Below are 15,179 nucleotides of genomic sequence, written 5' to 3' on the forward strand. Positions count from 1 at the left end.
GAGCAGACCGACATGTCGTTCCAGGCGTACTTGGACAAGATCGAAGAGAAGACCGGCAAGACCCCGCGGGTGCTGGTCGAGCAGGCGAAGGCGAAGGGGTACGACGCCAAAGACGTGAAGGCGGGCGTCATCTGCGACTGGCTGAAGGCGGACTACGACCTCGGCCGTGGGCACGCGATGGCGCTCGTCTACGTGATCAAGAACGGTACGACGATCTCCGACAAGCATGTCGGGAGCACCGGAACGCACCGCGATCCGTCGAACATCCTCTGGCTGGATGGCAAGGCGACGAACCCGCTCCAGTAAGTTAGGCGGGTGGAGTCGAAGAAGTCGCCGCGCGACAAGTGGATCACGATCTTCGGGCGGAAGCCGGTGCTCGAGGCGCTCGACGATCCGACCTTGTCGGTGGCGAAGGTGGTCGTGGCGGACAACGCGACGGGCGGATCGCTGCACGAGATCCTGCGCGCCGCGGACCGAACCGGTACGCCGGTGGAGCGGGCGACTGCGAGCCGGGTGAAGTGGCTCGCGGGCAACGGCAAGCACGACCAGGGCGTGGTCGCCGACGTGAACGCGCCCCGGATGACCCCGCTGGAGGAGTTCGTCCGCGAGCGCGGCAAGCGGCCGACGAACGTCTTCCTGCTCGACGGTGTGACGAACCCGGGCAACGTCGGGATGATCCTGCGGACGGCGACCGGCGCCGGGTTCGACGGTGTGATCCTGCCCCGAGCCGGTACGCCGCACGTCGGGCCGCTCGTGATCAAAGCCTCGGCCGGGATCGCGTTCCAGGCCCCGATCGTGAACACGTCGACCGCTAAGACGGCGGTCGACGTACTGCGGACGGCGGGGTACCACGTGTACGGGCTGTCGGCGCGGTCGCGGGACTCGTTGTTCCGGACCGAGCTCGCGCCGCGCGCGGTGTACGTGCTCGGCGGGGAGACGAACGGGATCACCGTACAGACCGATTCCGACCTGCAGATCCCCCTGCACGCAGGCGTGGAATCGCTGAATGTGGCGGTCGCGGCGGCGGTCGTCGCCTTCGAAGTAACCAACCGCTGACAGATAGTTATCCGTAACAAACGCCTGATTCGAGCCGTTGTGCGTTGTGTTCGGGGGAACCATACTCAGCTGCATCGCCGATCTGGCGGTGGGGGAAGTTATTCAGTCGAATAGTGGGGGGCTGCTATGCATGCCTGGAAGTTAGTTCGTGCTGCCCTGGTGACAGTCGTCGCCGGCGCAACGCTGATCGCCCCGGGGACGGCCATGGCGGCCGATCCGCCGAGTAGCGACATTGTGGTGAGCAAGACCTCGTTGAGTGTCGGCGAGGAGTTCACGATCACCCAGACGGTGCACAACAGTGCGTCGTTCACGATCGTCGGCGCCAAGGCCGCGTTGTTCGGGAAGACCGGCGTTTCGCTGCCGTCGATGATCGAGCTGGTCGGCTGTACCGGGGCGACGATCTGTTACGCGCTGGACATCGAGTACCGGGCGGCGCTCGGCGACCTGCCCAGCGGTGCGACCCGGACCATCGTCTACACCTTCAAGGTGCTGGACACGGCGCCGGACTCGGTCACGCTGCAGCATCAGCTGCTGGGTGACGAGTACTCCTTCGAGTTGTTCGAGGGACCGACGCTGACCTTCGCCTCGACACCGGCCGAGGCCGACATCTCGGTCGGGCTGACCGGGTCCGCGTCCGGCGGCCGGATCAACTACACCGTCACGGTGAAGAACAACGGGCCGGCACCGGCGACCGGGATCAACGTCGCTGCGGCGTATCCGTCCGGCCTGTCGTACGTCGGGACCAACGGCTGCACCCGAGTCGGTACGACGCGGAACCTCAACTGTGGTGTCGCATCGCTGGCCGGCGGGGCATCAGTCACGAAGACGTTCAGCGCGTCGGTGGGGCTGCTGACCACCGGGACGTTCGTCGCGACCGCGCAGCGGACGGCCAGCTCGCCGACCGACCCGGTCGCGGCCAACGACAAGGCCAGCAAGAGCTGCAGCGTCCTGCTCGGGCTGCTGGTGCGCTGCTGAGCTGAAGCAACAGCCGAAGCCGGCGGTCGTAGGGATCACCCTGCGGTCGCCGGTTTTCTTTGTCTCTTGCCAGGAGGCGCCGCTGTCGTTTACGGTCCGGGTTAACGTTTAAGTGCTCGTTACTGAGCACTCTACTGTGGCTTGGAGCAGCAATGATCAGTCGGCGACGGTTTCTGCAGGTCTCCGGTGCAGCGGTGGTGGCAGGCTCCACCCTCGCCGGGTGTGGTGACGGCGGTACGGCGGGTGGCGGGGCGAAGGCGTCCGGCGATCTCAAACTCCCGACGTACAAGCCCTTCGACGGGCTGCGGCCCGATCTGCCCGGAGCCGAGTCCGGGCTGGAGCCCGGGTTCCTGAAGTTCCCGGCGGACGCGACCGCGAGTGTGAAGGCGCCGCCGCTGAAGAACGCGGTGACCGCGCTGACCGAGACGTTCGCGACGCCGCCGCCCCCGATGGGCAGCAACCCGATGTGGCAGTCGCTGAACCAGGCGCTCGGCGCCGAGTTCAAGCTCACCATCGGCACCGACCCGGGCTACCCGGAGAAGTTCGCGACGCTGCTGGCCAGCGACTCGCTGCCGGACCTGATGTGGCTGCCGCCGAACCAGGGCATCCCGAACATCGGTCCGATGCTCGAGGCAAAGTTCCAGGACCTCACGAAGTACCTGTCCGGCGATGCCGTGCTGGAGTACCCGAACCTGGCCGCGCTGAAGCCGGCGTCCTGGCGGACCGCGGTGGTGAACGGGAAGATCTGGGGCGCGCCGATCCCGTCGACACCGTTCGGTCAGGTCATGATGGGCAACCCGAAGACCTGGGCGAAGGTCGGCGGTTTGCAGAGCACCAGCGCGGACGAGTTCTTTGCCAAGTGCAAGGAACTCAGCAACGGGACGAACTACGCGCTCGAGCCGGCGATCATCAACATGCTGCACATGTTCGGCGAGTGGTTCGGCGCCCCGAACGGCTGGCGGGTCAACGCCGATCGTTCGCTGACGCACCTGTACGAGACCGACAACTACCGCGCGGCGGTCGAGTACGCCGCGAAGTTGTGGGCCGCGAAGGTGTTCTACCCCGACCTCAACCTGGCCGACGCGACGCCGAAGACCGTGAACGGCCAGATCGCCGCGCAGGTGGTGGTCGGACCGCGCGCGACCGCGGACTTCCGGGCGCTCGACCCGTCGCTGTTCGTCGACACGCTGATCCCGTTCGGCCATGACGGCAAGGCGAAACCGGTCTACGACATGGGCTACGGCACGGTCGGGTTCACGCCGTTCAAGAAGACCGACGAGGGCCGGATCCGCGAACTGCTCGCGCTGATGGACTACCTGTCGGCGCCCTTCGGCACCAAGGAATACCTGCAGAAGAACTTCGGCGTCGAAGGCCAGCAGTACCAGCTGGACGCGCAGAAGAACCCGGTGCTGACCAAGGCCGGTACGCAGCAGGCGCCCGGCCTGGTCAGTGCGCTGACGATCATGAGCTCCCCGGAGAGTGTGATCTTCAACCCGGCGTACCCGGACGACACCAAGAAGATCTACGAGACCGAGCAGAAGCTGCTGCAGTTCGCGATGCGGAACCCGACCGCGGGCACGTACTCCGACACCAGCAGCAAGGTCGGTCCGAAGCTGACCGCGGCGTTCCGGGACACGATCGTGGACATCGTCACAGGCCGCCAGAAGATCGGCGCGTACGACGAGGCGCTGAAGCGCTGGAAGTCCGGCGGCGGTGACAAGATGCGCGGCGAGTTCGCCGCCGTACTGCCGGCCAGCGTGCCGGTCACCGGGTCGTGAGGTTCGCCGAGCGGTGGCGCCGGGACTGGCAGATGGTGCTGCTGATGGTCCCCGGCGTCGTCTTCCTGCTGGTGTTCTTCTACCTCCCGGTGCTCGGAAACGTCGTTGCGTTCCAGGACTTCCAGCCGTACCTCGGCATCATGCACAGCGAGTGGAACGGGTTCACGAACTTCGTCAACCTGTACGCGAACCCTGACTTCTGGGACGCGTTGCGGAACACGTTGATCCTGGCCGGTGTGCAACTGCTGCTGTTCTTCCCGGTACCGATCGGCCTTGCGCTGATCGTCGACTCACTGGTCAGCAACCGGGTACGGCGCTGGTTCCAGACGATCGCGTATCTGCCGCACTTCCTCTCGTGGGTGCTGGTGGTGACGCTGTTCCAGCAATCCCTGGGCGGTGCAGGTTTCGTGAACAACCTGCTCCGGCAGGCCGGGCTGGACCCGATTCCGTTCATGACGAACCCCGACACCTTCCCGCTGCTCGTGGTCGCGCAGCTGGTCTGGAAGGACGCGGGCTGGGCGATGATCATCTTCCTCGCCGCGCTGACCACGGTCGACGTCTCGCTCTACGAGGCGGCGGCCGCGGATGGCGCCGGCCGGTGGCGGCGGCTGTGGCACATCACGCTGCCGTCGCTGCGGACCGTCATCGTTTTGCTGCTGATCCTGCGGATCGGCGACATCCTCAGCGTCGGATTCGAGCAGTTCATCCTGCAGCGCGACTCGGTCGGCCCGGGCGCCGCCGAAGTACTGGACACCTTTACGTACTACGCGGGCGTGGTCGGCGGCGATTGGAGCAGCGGAGCCGCGGCCGGGCTGGCGAAGGGCGTGGTCGGCGCATTGCTGCTGTGGGGCGCGAACTCGCTCGCCCATCGACTCGGTGAACCGGGGATTTTCCAACGAAGGGGTGGCTCGTGAGGCCCATTTGGAAAGAGAATCCGTCGCCTGCCTACCAGGCGATCAAGGCGGTCGTCCTCGGCGGCTTCGCGCTGGCGATCGTCGTACCGATCCTGGTCGTGGTGTCGACGTCGCTGGCCAGTGACCAGGACATCATCGAGGCCGGCGGGTACGTGTTGTGGCCTTCGCATCCGACGGTGAAGGCGTACCAGACGTTGTTCAGTGGCGGGCTGATGGGCCGGGCGATCGGCGTCAGCGTCTTCGTCACTCTCATCGGTACGGCGATCGCGTTGGCGGTCACGATCGCGCTTGCCTACGCGACGTCGCGGCCGGTGTTGTTCGGGCGGCCCGTGCTGCTGATGGTGCTGTTCACGTTGCTGTTCGCGCCGGGCATCATCCCGATGTTCCTGGTGGTGAAGCAGCTCGGGCTGCTGGACAGTCTGTGGTCGCTGATCTTGCCCGGGGCCTTGGGCGCGTTCAACTTCGTTGTCCTGCGCACCTTTTTCATGAATGTGCCGGGCGAGCTGCTGGAGAGCGCGCGGATCGACGGCGCGAGTGACTTCATGATCCTGCGCAAGATCATCATGCCGCTGTCGAAGGCGGTGATCGCGGTGGTCGGGCTGTTCTACGCGGTCGGCTTCTGGAACGCGTTCTTCAACGCGCTGCTCTACCTGAACGACACCTCGAAGTGGCCGGTCCAGGTGATCCTGCGGACCTACGTCCTGCAGGGCAAGTCGCTGTCAGCGGACCAACTCGGGGTGGAACCGCTGCCACAGCCGCAGTCCCTGCAGATGGCGGTCGTGGTGGTCGCGCTCGTCCCGATCGCGATGGTCTACCCGTTCCTGCAGCGACATTTCACCAAGGGCGTCATCACCGGAGCGGTCAAGGGCTAGGCGTACGGACGGACTGTTAGTACGTGCCAGATCGGTGCGGATCCGGCGTAGCGATGCTCCCGAGCGCCGACTGGCGGGGACCAGTAACAGTCGGTCGGTACGCAAAGTCTGCGAGAATCACTGACATGTCGGACCGGCCAACACTGCGGATGGTTGCGAAGGAGGCAGGGGTCTCGGTCGCGACCGTGTCCTACGTGCTGTCCGGGCGGCATCGCAGTCATACGATCAAGGACTCCACCGCCGACCGGGTGCGCGAGGTCGCCAGCCGGCTCGGCTACCGGCGCAACGACGCGGCCCGGGCGATCCGGACCGGGAAGTCCGACCTGGTGCTGCTCTCGCTGAACGTGCTCGCCGACCCCTGGTCGCAGGCCGTGGCCGACGCCGTCAGCGCGGCGGTCCGCCCGTTGAACAAGACGGCGCTGATCGTTGCCGACGGCGACTGGCGGGCGGTGCTGTCGAACCGGACGCCGGACGTGATCTTCATCGACAGCGTCAGTTCGGATCCGGAGGAGGTCGCCGAGCTGGAGGCATTTGCGGCCCAGGGCGTCCAGATCGTTGCGTTCGGCGAGACACTGGAGCCGCGCGGCTTCGACGTGATCCGGTCCGGTGCTGAGCCGCGGTGTCACCTGGCCGTCGAGCACCTGCTGACCCAGCACGACCGGGTCGGCGCGTTGACCTCGCGAACCTCGGGGTTTGCGCGGTTCGACGCCTACCTGAACACGTTGAAGGCGGCCGGCAAGCCGATCATCGACGACGACATCGAGGTCTTCGAGCAGCACCCCGAAGGCGCGTATCGTGCCGCGATGACCTTGCTGAGCAAGCCGGATCGGCCGTCGGCCATTTACTGTACGACGGACTTCGCCGCGATCGCCGTCGTCCGCGCGGCGCATCGGCTGCGGATCGACGTACCGCGGGATCTGGCCGTGGTCGGTGTCGGGAACACGCCCGAGGGCGAGCACCTGGATCCGTCGTTGTCGACGGTCGGGCCGGTCGGATTCAACGAGGCGCTGGCGCGGATCATCGTCGGGCGGCTGACCGATCGGGAGGGGGCGCCGGGGGAGGTGTTCGACTTCCCGTGGCAGCTGATCGTGCGAGAGTCGTCGGCCGGATGACGCCGGCGGGGGATGGTTGGGAAGCGGTCGAGGTCGGGGAGTCCGACACGTCGGTGTATCGGCGCGGTGACGTGTTCGCGAAGTGCTGCGGTCCTGCGGGAGTGCAGGAGTTGGAGGCGGAGCGTGATCGGATCGCGTGGCTGTCGTCGACCGGGATGCCGGGCGCGACGGTGGTCGACTGGCAGGCGGCGGACGAAGGCGCGTGTTTGGTGACGAGCGCGGTGCCGGGGATCACGGGGGTTGATCTGCCGGCGTGGGCGTGGCTCGGCGCGATGGAAACGCTCGGCCGGACCTTGCGTGAGCTGCATTCGCTGCCGGACTGCCCGTTCGAGCGGCCGCTGGGTTCGGTGATCGCGTCCGCGGAGGACGTCGTACGGCGAGGTGCGGTGAACCCGGACTTCCTGACCGACGAGTGGCGGGCGGCGAGTGTCGAGTCGCTGCTCGAGCGAGTGGTTGCCGAGCGCCCCTATGTGGAGTCGGTGTCCGAACTTGTTGTGTGTCATGGCGATCCGTGCCTGCCGAACGTGTTCTTCGACCCGATGACGTTGCGGGTGACCGGCTTCATTGACGTGGGTCGGCTGGGCGTCGCCGATCGGTACTCCGATCTGGCGTTGACCACGATTCAGTTGTACGACGAGTGGTCGGTGGACCCGGGGCCGTTCCTGGCGGCGTACGGCGTGACGGAGCCGGATCGGCGGCGGCTGGAGTTCTTCCGGCTGCTGGATCCGTTGACCTGGGGATGAGTACGCCGATCGAGATCGTCGCGCTGGTGGTGTCGCGCGTGCACGCCTTCGAGGGGCGGCCGCAGGACGGACCGCGGCCTGACCCTGAGCCGATCAGCCGTGCCGAGGTGGAGATCCGGGCCGGGCTGGGGATCGTCGGCGACCGCTACTTCGGGCAGAAGGTCCACCGCAACGCGGCGATCACCCTGCTCGACGCCGACTCGCTCAACGTCTTCGATCCCGTACCTGACCCGGTCCTGCTGCGCCGCAACATCGTGCTCCGAGGCTTCCCGCTCGACACCCTCGCCGCGGCCCGCGGCTCGGTGGGACAGCGATTCTCGCTCGACTCCGGGAGTGGACTGGTGGAGTTCCAGGCGCATCGGCCGGCGAACCCGTGTGCGTGGATGAACGTGGTGGTCGGGGACGGCGCGATGAAGGCGCTGCGCGGGCACGGCGGGATCCGAAGCACGCCGTTGACGTCCGGGGTGCTGCGCGTGGGTCCCGCGGTATTCGAGCTGCTCGACTGATTACGCCCGGCCGAACTTCCACCACTTCGGCTTGTTGGCCTTGATCTCGTCGTCGGTCAGCGGCGGCGGGACCGGCGGGCGGGACTCCTCGGTGAGGAAGTCGCCGGACTCCGTGTCGTACGGCGTGAGGCCGAGCCGGCGGCTGATCTCCATCACGATCGGGATCGAGCGCGGACCGTCGTTGAGGTAGAACGTGATGTCGCGGACCTGGACACCCTTGCCGATCGTCATCTCGACGTCGTAGTCGTCGCTGCGCAGCGTCAGCCAGGACGGCTTGGTCACATCCAGGTCCGGCACCACCTCGCGGACCACGTCGATCACGTCGGTCGCCAGCCCCACCGACGGTGGTTCGTAGCCGTCCGGCATGTCCTCGAGGCGCCGTACGCCTCCTGGTCCTCGCACCGCATACACAGCCCAACTCATGCCCCTAACAGTACGGGCGGCCGGAAGTGCACGGATCGGTGACACCGATGTCACGATCTGTCGCCGCCGATGTCAAAAGGTGCAATTCTGTGGGTTCGGGGCCTGATCAAGGTTTAGGATCATGCGCCTGGTTTGGGGTGGACCGGGGATCGCGGTACTGGGGAGAGAAGAGAGACATGGCGGATCAGCCGGGGCCCACCTCTGGGCCCAAACCGGGACATTTTCTGCCGGGCGGAGCGGGGGAGAGCGGGACCGAGGGCAAGGCGGCCGAGCGTGGCGCCGCGCCGCTGGCGGCTCCGACGCCGCGGTTGAGCAAGGCGGATGATCCCGCCGCGCCGCAGTTGCGCGGCTCGCGGCTCGACGGCCCGAGTCTGCGGGCGCCCCGGCAGGACGCGGAGGCCGCGGCGGCGGCGTACCGGACGGTGTTCCACCCGGAGCCGATCCCGTTCGACCCGAACAAGAAGCGGTCCAAGGTGCTGGTGGCCGGGATCGTGGCCGGCGTACTGCTGGTCGTCGGCGGCATCGTGTACGGCGGCGCGACGCTGCTCGCGAAGAGCGACAGCCTGCTCGCGAACCCACTGACCACGCCGTCGGTGCGGGACGGCCAGGTCAAGCCGACCCGCAAGCCGACCGCGGACGCCGACGTACTGGCGAAGAACCCGCTGTACGCCGCCGGCAAGCTGCCCGCGGTGAAGTGCAAGGAGCCGGCGTTCCGGCCGACCACGACGGACAACGTCTGGTCGTACTACGAGGCGATGATCGGCTGCCTCGACGCCGCCTGGAAGCCGGTCGTCACCAAGGCCGGGTTCGAGTTCCGCTCGCCGAAGCTGGTCATCTTCGACGAGGGCCAGGAGACGGCCTGCGGGGTCCAGGAGAAGGTCGCCTCGTACTGCGCCGACGAGGACGGCGGCAGCCTCACGATGCCCTGGCAGGGCCTGACGACGGACTACCCGAAGAACAAGGCCGCCACCCGGATCGACATGGCCCAGTCGATCGCGTTCGTGTACGGCGTGCATGTGCAGAGCCTGACCGGGATCCTGGACTCCTCGGACAATCTGCACGACCAGGCCAAGGACAAGGCCGCGGAGCTGGAGCAGGACCGGCGGCAGGCGCTGCAGGCGAACTGCTTCGCCGCGGTCTTCGTCGGCGCGGCGAAGGCGAGCTTCCCGATCACGGGTGAGCTCCAGCGCCAGTGGACCTACCTGATGAACCACACCGGCGACGAGAACGACAAGAAGGAGCCCCGCGACCACGGCTCGATCAAGAGCCACGCGTTCTGGATGAACCAGGGCTTTGCGACGACCGATCCCGGGACCTGCAACACTTTTGGAGCGCCAGCCGCCAAGGTCGGTTGAGTCATGTCACGAACGATGGGGACGAGCGATGCCTGACGAACAGCCCGACGGCGGTGCGAACACGCCTCCGGGTACCGGTCATTTCCTGACCGAGGGCGAGAGCAGCCCGCTCCCCACGGTCAACCGGTCCCAGCCGATCGGCCTCGGCAAGGCCCGCGCGCTGTCCGAGCCGGCCGAATCGTCCCTGCGCCGGAAGGCGCGGCCGCTCCCGGCCGACCCCGAAGCCGTCTCCGTGTACAGCGGCCCGCCGCCTGCGCCGCTCCCTGGTGGGGCGACCGTCCCGCTTGTCGGCACCCGCCGTACCGGTGGTGCTCGTCCGGTCGGCTGGAATCGTCCGTCGTCCCGCACCGGCTCGCAGTACACGCAGGTAGGCCCGCCGCCCCCGCCGCCGCGCCAGTACTCGAAGGCCGTCATCGCGTCCCTCGCCGCACTCACGCTGGTCGTGACCGCGTCTGTGGGCGTCGCGTGTTTCAAGGCGATCAGCAGCTACGACAGCTCGGTGGACTCCCCGCTGTCGCGGCCGTCCGTACACAAGACCCCGCTGCCCGTGCCGACCCTCCCGGACCCGACGGTGACGGTCACGGAGAAGCCGGTCCCGAACCTGGTTCGCCTGCAGAAGAACGAGATTTATAAAGCGGGCAAGGTGGCCGTGGCCGGCTGTAAGGAACCGTCGATCACGCCGAGCACGCAATCGGCGCTCCTCGAGTACTACCAAGCGATGTTGCCTTGCCTGAACGAGGCATGGGCGCCGCTGATCAAGAAGGCGAAGTACGAGTTCCGCTCCCCGAAGATCGTGCTGAAGAGCAAGAAGGCGCCGGCCTCGTCGTGCACCGGTGACTCCGACACCGCGTACTACTGCCCGACGGACGAGACCATCGCCATCGACTGGGAAGGCGATCTCGCTCGCTACAAGCAGCACCCGCTCGAAGCGCGGATGTGGATGATGAGCACGATGGCGCACGAGTACGGTCACCATGTCCAGCAGATGACCGAGATGCTCACCGCCGCGTGGTCGGAGGAGGGCTGGGAGAAGAACGAGGCCAAGAAGCTCGAGTGGAGCCGTCGGACCGAGCTGCAGGCCAGCTGCTTCGGCGCTGCCTTCCTCGGCGCGAACAAGGCGACCTTCGGATACACCGGCAACCGGCTGAAGATCTGGGAGTTCCAGTCCAAGCACAGCGGTGACGAGTACGGCACGAAGAAGATCCGCGACCATGGTTCCCGCGTGAACCAGTGGTTCTGGGAAGGTCCCGCCTTCAAGTCCGGCAATCCCGCGTCCTGCAACACGTTCACTGCTTCGGCCAAGCGAGTCAGTTGATGCTGAAGGCGGCGGGGTTCGCCGTACTGGCTGTTGTGGTTGCTGCGGTGGCGGGGATCGAGGCGCAGACTGAGTCTTCGGTGGCGGTGGAGCCTGTCCGTCCGACTGTGGTGATGCCGAAGCCCGTCGTGAAGAAGCCGACGTCGTCGAGCAGGATCGATCTGTCGTTGGAGGGGCTCGCGGCGGCGAGCAAGTTGTATGCGGCGGGGAAGGTGCCGGCGGTTCGCTGCGTGCTGCCGGGGAGGCCGCCGCAGACGAAGGGCGAGCTGCTGGCGTACGCGCGGGTGATGGTCGGGTGCATGGATCGTGCGTGGGCGCCGGTGGTGGGGCGGGCGGACGCGACGCTGTTTCCGGTGAAGACCGTGCAGGCCTACGACCTGAAGAAGCCTGCGGCTTCGCCGGAGTGCGACAAGCCGCTGCGGAATATGGACGCGTTCTACAACAGCGGCACGATCTGCTTCGAGTGGCCCGAGTTCAGCAACCCCGACGAGCCGGTCTGGAACCTCGTCGACTTCCAGCAGTTGATCGCCCATGAGTACGGGCACCACGTCCAGCAGTCGGCCGGGATCCTGACGACGTACGACGCGGGCTGGTCGAAGCAGCCGAAGGCGACCCAGCTCGAGAACGAGCGCCGCCTCGAACTCCAGGCCAGTTGCCTGGGCGCGGCCTTCCTCGGCGCGAACCGCTCCGGCTTCAGGCTCGCCGGCGAACGCCTTCGGATGTGGAAATACATCGTCCGCCATGTCGGGGACGAGAACAACACGCTCAAGATCCGCGACCACGGCTCCTACAAGAACCACGCCTACTGGACGACGCGAGCGTTCGCCTCCACCAGCCCCGCCACCTGCAACACCTTCAAAGCCACCCCACAACGAGTCAGCTGATCGCGGCCTGTGGTGCAAGAGGCACCTGAGCCGACACCAGCGCCGACGTTCGTTGTCGAGCCGACCCGGCCGAAGGTGATCGTGGCGAACAAGCTGTGTTCACAAGGCAAGCTGCCGATCGTTCCGTGTGCGCTGCCACCCTCCGCGCCCTCCACGAAGGACGAACAAGTCACCTTTACTGCCGGACCGCTTTGGGTCAGCTGAGCTTGAGTTTGAAGCCTTCGTGGGACTGTTCGAAGCCCAGGTTCAGGTAGAAGCGGTGGGCGTCGGTGCGGGACTTGTCCGAGGTGAGCTGGACGAGGGTGGCGCCGCGGTTGCGGGACTCTTCGATCGCCCAGTGGATGAGCGTCGTACCGAGGCCGGTGCCGCGGGCGGAGGCGGCGACCCGGACGGCTTCGATCAGGCCGCGGCAGGAGCCGCGGCGGGACAGGCCGGGGATGATCGTGAGCTGCAGAGTGCCGACGATCTCGTCGTTGCGTTCAGCAACCACCAGCACCTGGTTCGGGTCGGCGTCGATGTCGGCGAACGCCTTCAGGTACGGCGTCAGGTCGTCGAGGGACTCGCGGCTGGTGCCGAGCTGGTCGTCGGCGAGCAGGGTGATGATGGTCGGGACATCGGCGGCGGTGGCGCGGCGGATCAGCAGGTCGGCGGTCATGGCGTCAGTTTACGCAAGGACTTTTCGTTGCAATCAAAGGATTACACCGCTGTGATGACCGTTTGCCCTGAGCAACGAGGGGAACGGGTGATACTAGACACCACTGCATCCGCCCGTTGCCGGGGTTGTGTGTGCGGTGCTGCGCGCGACGGCCGGTGCGGGCCAATCGGAAGGAAATCCGATGAGTCCGTTAGCAATCGACTTCACTGGGCCGTTCGAGGACGCGTTCAGCAAGCTGCTCGGGTTCATCCCGAACCTGCTCGGCGGCCTGGTCATTCTGGTGATCGGGTATTTCGTGGCCAAGGTGCTCGGCAAACTGGTCGGGAAACTGCTCGGCCGGGTCGGGTTCGACCAATGGATGGAGCGGGCCGGCGTCTCCGGCGTGCTGCAGCGGTCCGGCACGGGGCTGACCGCTTCGGCGATGCTCGGCAAGGTCGTGTTCTGGTTCGTGTTCCTGATCAGCTTCACGATGTTCGCCTCCGCGCTCGGCGTACCGGAGATCTCGAACTTCATGAGCGACATGCTGGGCTACATCCCGCGGATCTTCGCGGCGATCGTGATCGTCTGCCTGGCCGCGCTGTTCGCGAACTTCCTGGCCGCGATCATCCGTGGTGCCACCGGCAACGAAACCCTGGCCAAGGTCGGTAAGTACGCGATCCTCGTGTACGCCGCCTTCGCCGCGCTCACGCAGTTGGGGATCGCGGTCCAGCTGACCGGCAACACGCTGCTGATCGTGCTCGCCGGTGCTGCCCTCGCACTCGGTCTCGCTTTCGGTCTCGGTGGCCGGGAGATGGCCGGTCGCGCGCTGGACAACCTGTTCTCCCGCGACAACCTCCAGAAGCCGACCATGTCGGACAACGGGTCGGACAACGGAATGAGCAACGGGATGGGCGCTGGTCAGTACCAGGGCGAGTCGCAGTACCCGGCGGATCCGCAGTACCCGGCCGCTCATGGCGCGCCGCACAACGGTGGCTACTCCAACGGAACGCCGCCGCAGAACGGCAACTGGCAGTAAGTAACTGGCGGGCGGCGACCTCGATGAGGTCGCCGCCCGTTGCCGTCTCTACTTCTTCGCGTCGGTCGCCTTGTCGGGGCCGGCGCTGCGCACGTCCTCGACCTTGGTGAGGGCCTCGCGGAGGTCACCCAGCCAGGTGTCGGCGTGCTGCGACACGAGCTTCACGCACCAGCCGAGCGCGTCACTCCGCGAGCGCGCCACTCCGGCATCCACCAGCGTGTCGAGCACCTGGCGCTCGGGCTGCCGCAGCCGCGTCATCACCGGCGCGGACAGCGAGGTGAAGACCTTCCGCGTCCCGCCGCAGTCGACACCCCAGGCCACCTTGCGCCGGGTCGCGTGCTCGAGCTCGCGAGCGATCTCGATCCGCCGCTCCCGGGTGTCCTCGCGGAACTGCTTGATCCGGCCCTCTTCAGCGGCGGAACGCTCGGCGGCGCTCACGTCGTCGCCCTGCTCAGGAGCCGCCAGCCGTCCGACGATCAGGATCTCGTCCCGATCGATCGTCAGCTCCGGCTCACCCTCGAACCACTCCTTGGGCAGTCGGCCGGTGACCCAGCCGCGCACCCGTTCCGTATCAGTCTGTGTACTCATGTAATCATGATTACACCCTTACCCAAACACAGTTCAAGCAGGACCGAGCCCCGAATTCCAGCACGCTGCAAAAGCTGGTGCGGTCCGGCGGTCGCCTCGACCCTTGGGCGCATGACTCTCCCGCGCGCGCTCGCAGCCGCCGTCCTGATCGGTACCGCCTTCGTCTCCGCTCAGCCCGCCCAGGCCGCCGTACCGGACCTGCAGTTGGTCAGCAAGACGGTCGGCCCGGCGTCGACAGCCTCCCAGTCCGGGACCGCCGAATGCCCGCTCGGCAACTCGATCCTTGGCGCCGGTGGCGAGGTCACCGGGGGGCGCGGTCAGGCCGGCCTCTCGACGTACACGCAGATCGAGCGCGAGTGGGGCTCGGCCCGGGCTGACGAGGACGCCGACGGAACGGCGAACTCGTGGAGCCTGACCGCCTACGCGATCTGCTCCTCCGACCCGATCCGGCAGTCGCTCTCGCAGTTCTCGGCGAACGACTCGGCCGCTGAGAAGGCGGTCACCGTCCGCTGCCCGGCCGGTACCGTCACCACCAGCGCGGGGGCGAGCGTCTCCGACGGCGGCAATCTCGTCCTCGACGACGCCTTCCCGAGCGCCGACCTCACCAGCGTCACCGTCGACGTCTTCGAAACCCAAGCCGGCCGCACCGACAGCTGGTCCGCCATCGCCTCCGCCCGCTGCGGAGCCGCGCTCCCTGGTCTCCAGCGCGTGGCGGCGACCTCAGCCACCGACTCCGCCACCAACAAGTCCGTGACCGCCACCTGTCCCAGCGGCAAGAAGGTCGTCGGCACCGGCCACGAGATCGCCAACGGCAAAGGCCAGGTCCTCCTCGACGACGTAGTCCCCAGCGCCGACCTCACCTCGGTCCGGGCCGAAGCCTTCGAAGACCAAGACGGCACCACCAACAACTGGTCGATCACCGCGTACGCCGTCTGCGCCAACGCCTGATTGCGTACCGACGAACTGTTAATAGTCGAGCGCCAAGCTT

Annotated in this window: 17 protein-coding genes; 14 read left to right on the forward strand and 3 right to left on the reverse strand. The window is 67.0% G+C overall.

Annotated features, from left to right (window positions below; genetic code table 11):
* Window positions 1-12: 12 nt before the first annotated feature.
* The 9 genes from ABZS29_RS12120 to ABZS29_RS12160 all read left to right on the forward strand — a co-directional run bounded on the left by ABZS29_RS12120 (window position 13) and on the right by ABZS29_RS12160 (window position 7,956).
* Window positions 13-306 (forward strand): DUF4287 domain-containing protein, encoded by a 294-nt coding sequence (locus ABZS29_RS12120; RefSeq protein WP_355461100.1) that lies wholly within the window; start codon window positions 13-15, stop codon window positions 304-306.
* Window positions 307-315: 9 nt separating this feature from the next.
* Window positions 316-1,056: an RNA methyltransferase gene (locus ABZS29_RS12125; RefSeq protein ID WP_355461102.1), complete on the forward strand. Its 741-nt coding sequence runs from the start codon at window positions 316-318 to the stop codon at window positions 1,054-1,056.
* A gap of 159 nt (window positions 1,057-1,215) precedes the next feature.
* On the forward strand, window positions 1,216-2,031 hold the full coding sequence (locus tag ABZS29_RS12130; protein WP_355461103.1) for a DUF11 domain-containing protein: 816 nt from the start codon (window positions 1,216-1,218) through the stop codon (window positions 2,029-2,031).
* A 152-nt stretch (window positions 2,032-2,183) separates the two neighbouring features.
* Window positions 2,184-3,809 (forward strand): sugar ABC transporter substrate-binding protein, encoded by a 1,626-nt coding sequence (locus tag ABZS29_RS12135; protein ID WP_355461105.1) that lies wholly within the window; start codon window positions 2,184-2,186, stop codon window positions 3,807-3,809.
* Window positions 3,806-4,723, forward strand: coding sequence for an ABC transporter permease subunit (locus tag ABZS29_RS12140; RefSeq protein ID WP_355461107.1), 918 nt, complete (start codon window positions 3,806-3,808; stop codon window positions 4,721-4,723). The genes ABZS29_RS12135 and ABZS29_RS12140 overlap by 4 nt, the downstream gene beginning before the upstream one ends.
* Window positions 4,720-5,595 carry a carbohydrate ABC transporter permease gene (locus ABZS29_RS12145; RefSeq protein WP_355461108.1) on the forward strand — a complete coding sequence of 292 codons (876 nt, stop codon included), beginning with the start codon at window positions 4,720-4,722 and terminating at the stop codon, window positions 5,593-5,595. Before ABZS29_RS12140 ends, ABZS29_RS12145 begins: the two co-directional genes overlap by 4 nt.
* Window positions 5,596-5,720: 125 nt before the next feature.
* Window positions 5,721-6,707, forward strand: coding sequence for a LacI family DNA-binding transcriptional regulator (locus ABZS29_RS12150; protein WP_355461110.1), 987 nt, complete (start codon window positions 5,721-5,723; stop codon window positions 6,705-6,707).
* On the forward strand, window positions 6,671-7,450 hold the full coding sequence (locus ABZS29_RS12155) for an aminoglycoside 3'-phosphotransferase (protein ID WP_355461111.1): 780 nt from the start codon (window positions 6,671-6,673) through the stop codon (window positions 7,448-7,450). The genes ABZS29_RS12150 and ABZS29_RS12155 overlap by 37 nt, the downstream gene beginning before the upstream one ends.
* A complete protein-coding gene (locus tag ABZS29_RS12160) occupies window positions 7,447-7,956 on the forward strand; it encodes a molybdenum cofactor biosysynthesis protein (RefSeq protein WP_355461112.1) in 510 nt (169 codons plus the stop codon). The genes ABZS29_RS12155 and ABZS29_RS12160 overlap by 4 nt, the downstream gene beginning before the upstream one ends.
* Here the strand turns inward: ABZS29_RS12160 and ABZS29_RS12165 are convergent, their stop codons facing one another.
* A complete protein-coding gene (locus ABZS29_RS12165) occupies window positions 7,957-8,379 on the reverse strand; it encodes a hypothetical protein (protein WP_355461113.1) in 423 nt (140 codons plus the stop codon). It abuts the gene before it with no gap.
* Window positions 8,380-8,555: 176 nt separating this feature from the next.
* Here ABZS29_RS12165 and ABZS29_RS12170 point away from each other — a divergent pair, with 176 nt between their 5' ends.
* From ABZS29_RS12170 to ABZS29_RS12180, 3 genes are read left to right on the forward strand one after another with little or no spacing between them, the layout of a single operon-like run.
* A complete protein-coding gene (locus tag ABZS29_RS12170) occupies window positions 8,556-9,734 on the forward strand; it encodes a neutral zinc metallopeptidase (protein WP_355461115.1) in 1,179 nt (392 codons plus the stop codon).
* Between the two features lie 28 nt (window positions 9,735-9,762).
* Window positions 9,763-11,049 (forward strand): neutral zinc metallopeptidase, encoded by a 1,287-nt coding sequence (locus ABZS29_RS12175; RefSeq protein WP_355461117.1) that lies wholly within the window; start codon window positions 9,763-9,765, stop codon window positions 11,047-11,049.
* A complete protein-coding gene (locus tag ABZS29_RS12180; RefSeq protein WP_355461118.1) occupies window positions 11,049-11,933 on the forward strand; it encodes a neutral zinc metallopeptidase in 885 nt (294 codons plus the stop codon). The genes ABZS29_RS12175 and ABZS29_RS12180 overlap by 1 nt, the downstream gene beginning before the upstream one ends.
* Before the next feature lie 196 nt (window positions 11,934-12,129).
* Here the strand turns inward: ABZS29_RS12180 and ABZS29_RS12185 are convergent, their stop codons facing one another.
* On the reverse strand, window positions 12,130-12,588 hold the full coding sequence (locus tag ABZS29_RS12185) for a GNAT family N-acetyltransferase (RefSeq protein ID WP_355461119.1): 459 nt from the start codon (window positions 12,586-12,588) through the stop codon (window positions 12,130-12,132).
* Between the two features lie 181 nt (window positions 12,589-12,769).
* Here ABZS29_RS12185 and ABZS29_RS12190 point away from each other — a divergent pair, with 181 nt between their 5' ends.
* Window positions 12,770-13,603: a hypothetical protein gene (locus ABZS29_RS12190; RefSeq protein WP_355461121.1), complete on the forward strand. Its 834-nt coding sequence runs from the start codon at window positions 12,770-12,772 to the stop codon at window positions 13,601-13,603.
* A gap of 48 nt (window positions 13,604-13,651) precedes the next feature.
* On the opposite strand, the gene ABZS29_RS12195 is transcribed toward ABZS29_RS12190, so the two are convergent.
* Window positions 13,652-14,191: a hypothetical protein gene (locus tag ABZS29_RS12195; protein WP_355461123.1), complete on the reverse strand. Its 540-nt coding sequence runs from the start codon at window positions 14,189-14,191 to the stop codon at window positions 13,652-13,654.
* 111 nt (window positions 14,192-14,302) lie between these two features.
* Here ABZS29_RS12195 and ABZS29_RS12200 point away from each other — a divergent pair, with 111 nt between their 5' ends.
* Window positions 14,303-15,139: a hypothetical protein gene (locus ABZS29_RS12200; protein WP_355461125.1), complete on the forward strand. Its 837-nt coding sequence runs from the start codon at window positions 14,303-14,305 to the stop codon at window positions 15,137-15,139.
* Window positions 15,140-15,179 lie beyond the last annotated feature (40 nt).

The sequence above is a fragment of the Kribbella sp. NPDC005582 genome (assembly GCF_040605415.1).
Lineage (GTDB): Bacteria > Actinomycetota > Actinomycetes > Propionibacteriales > Kribbellaceae > Kribbella.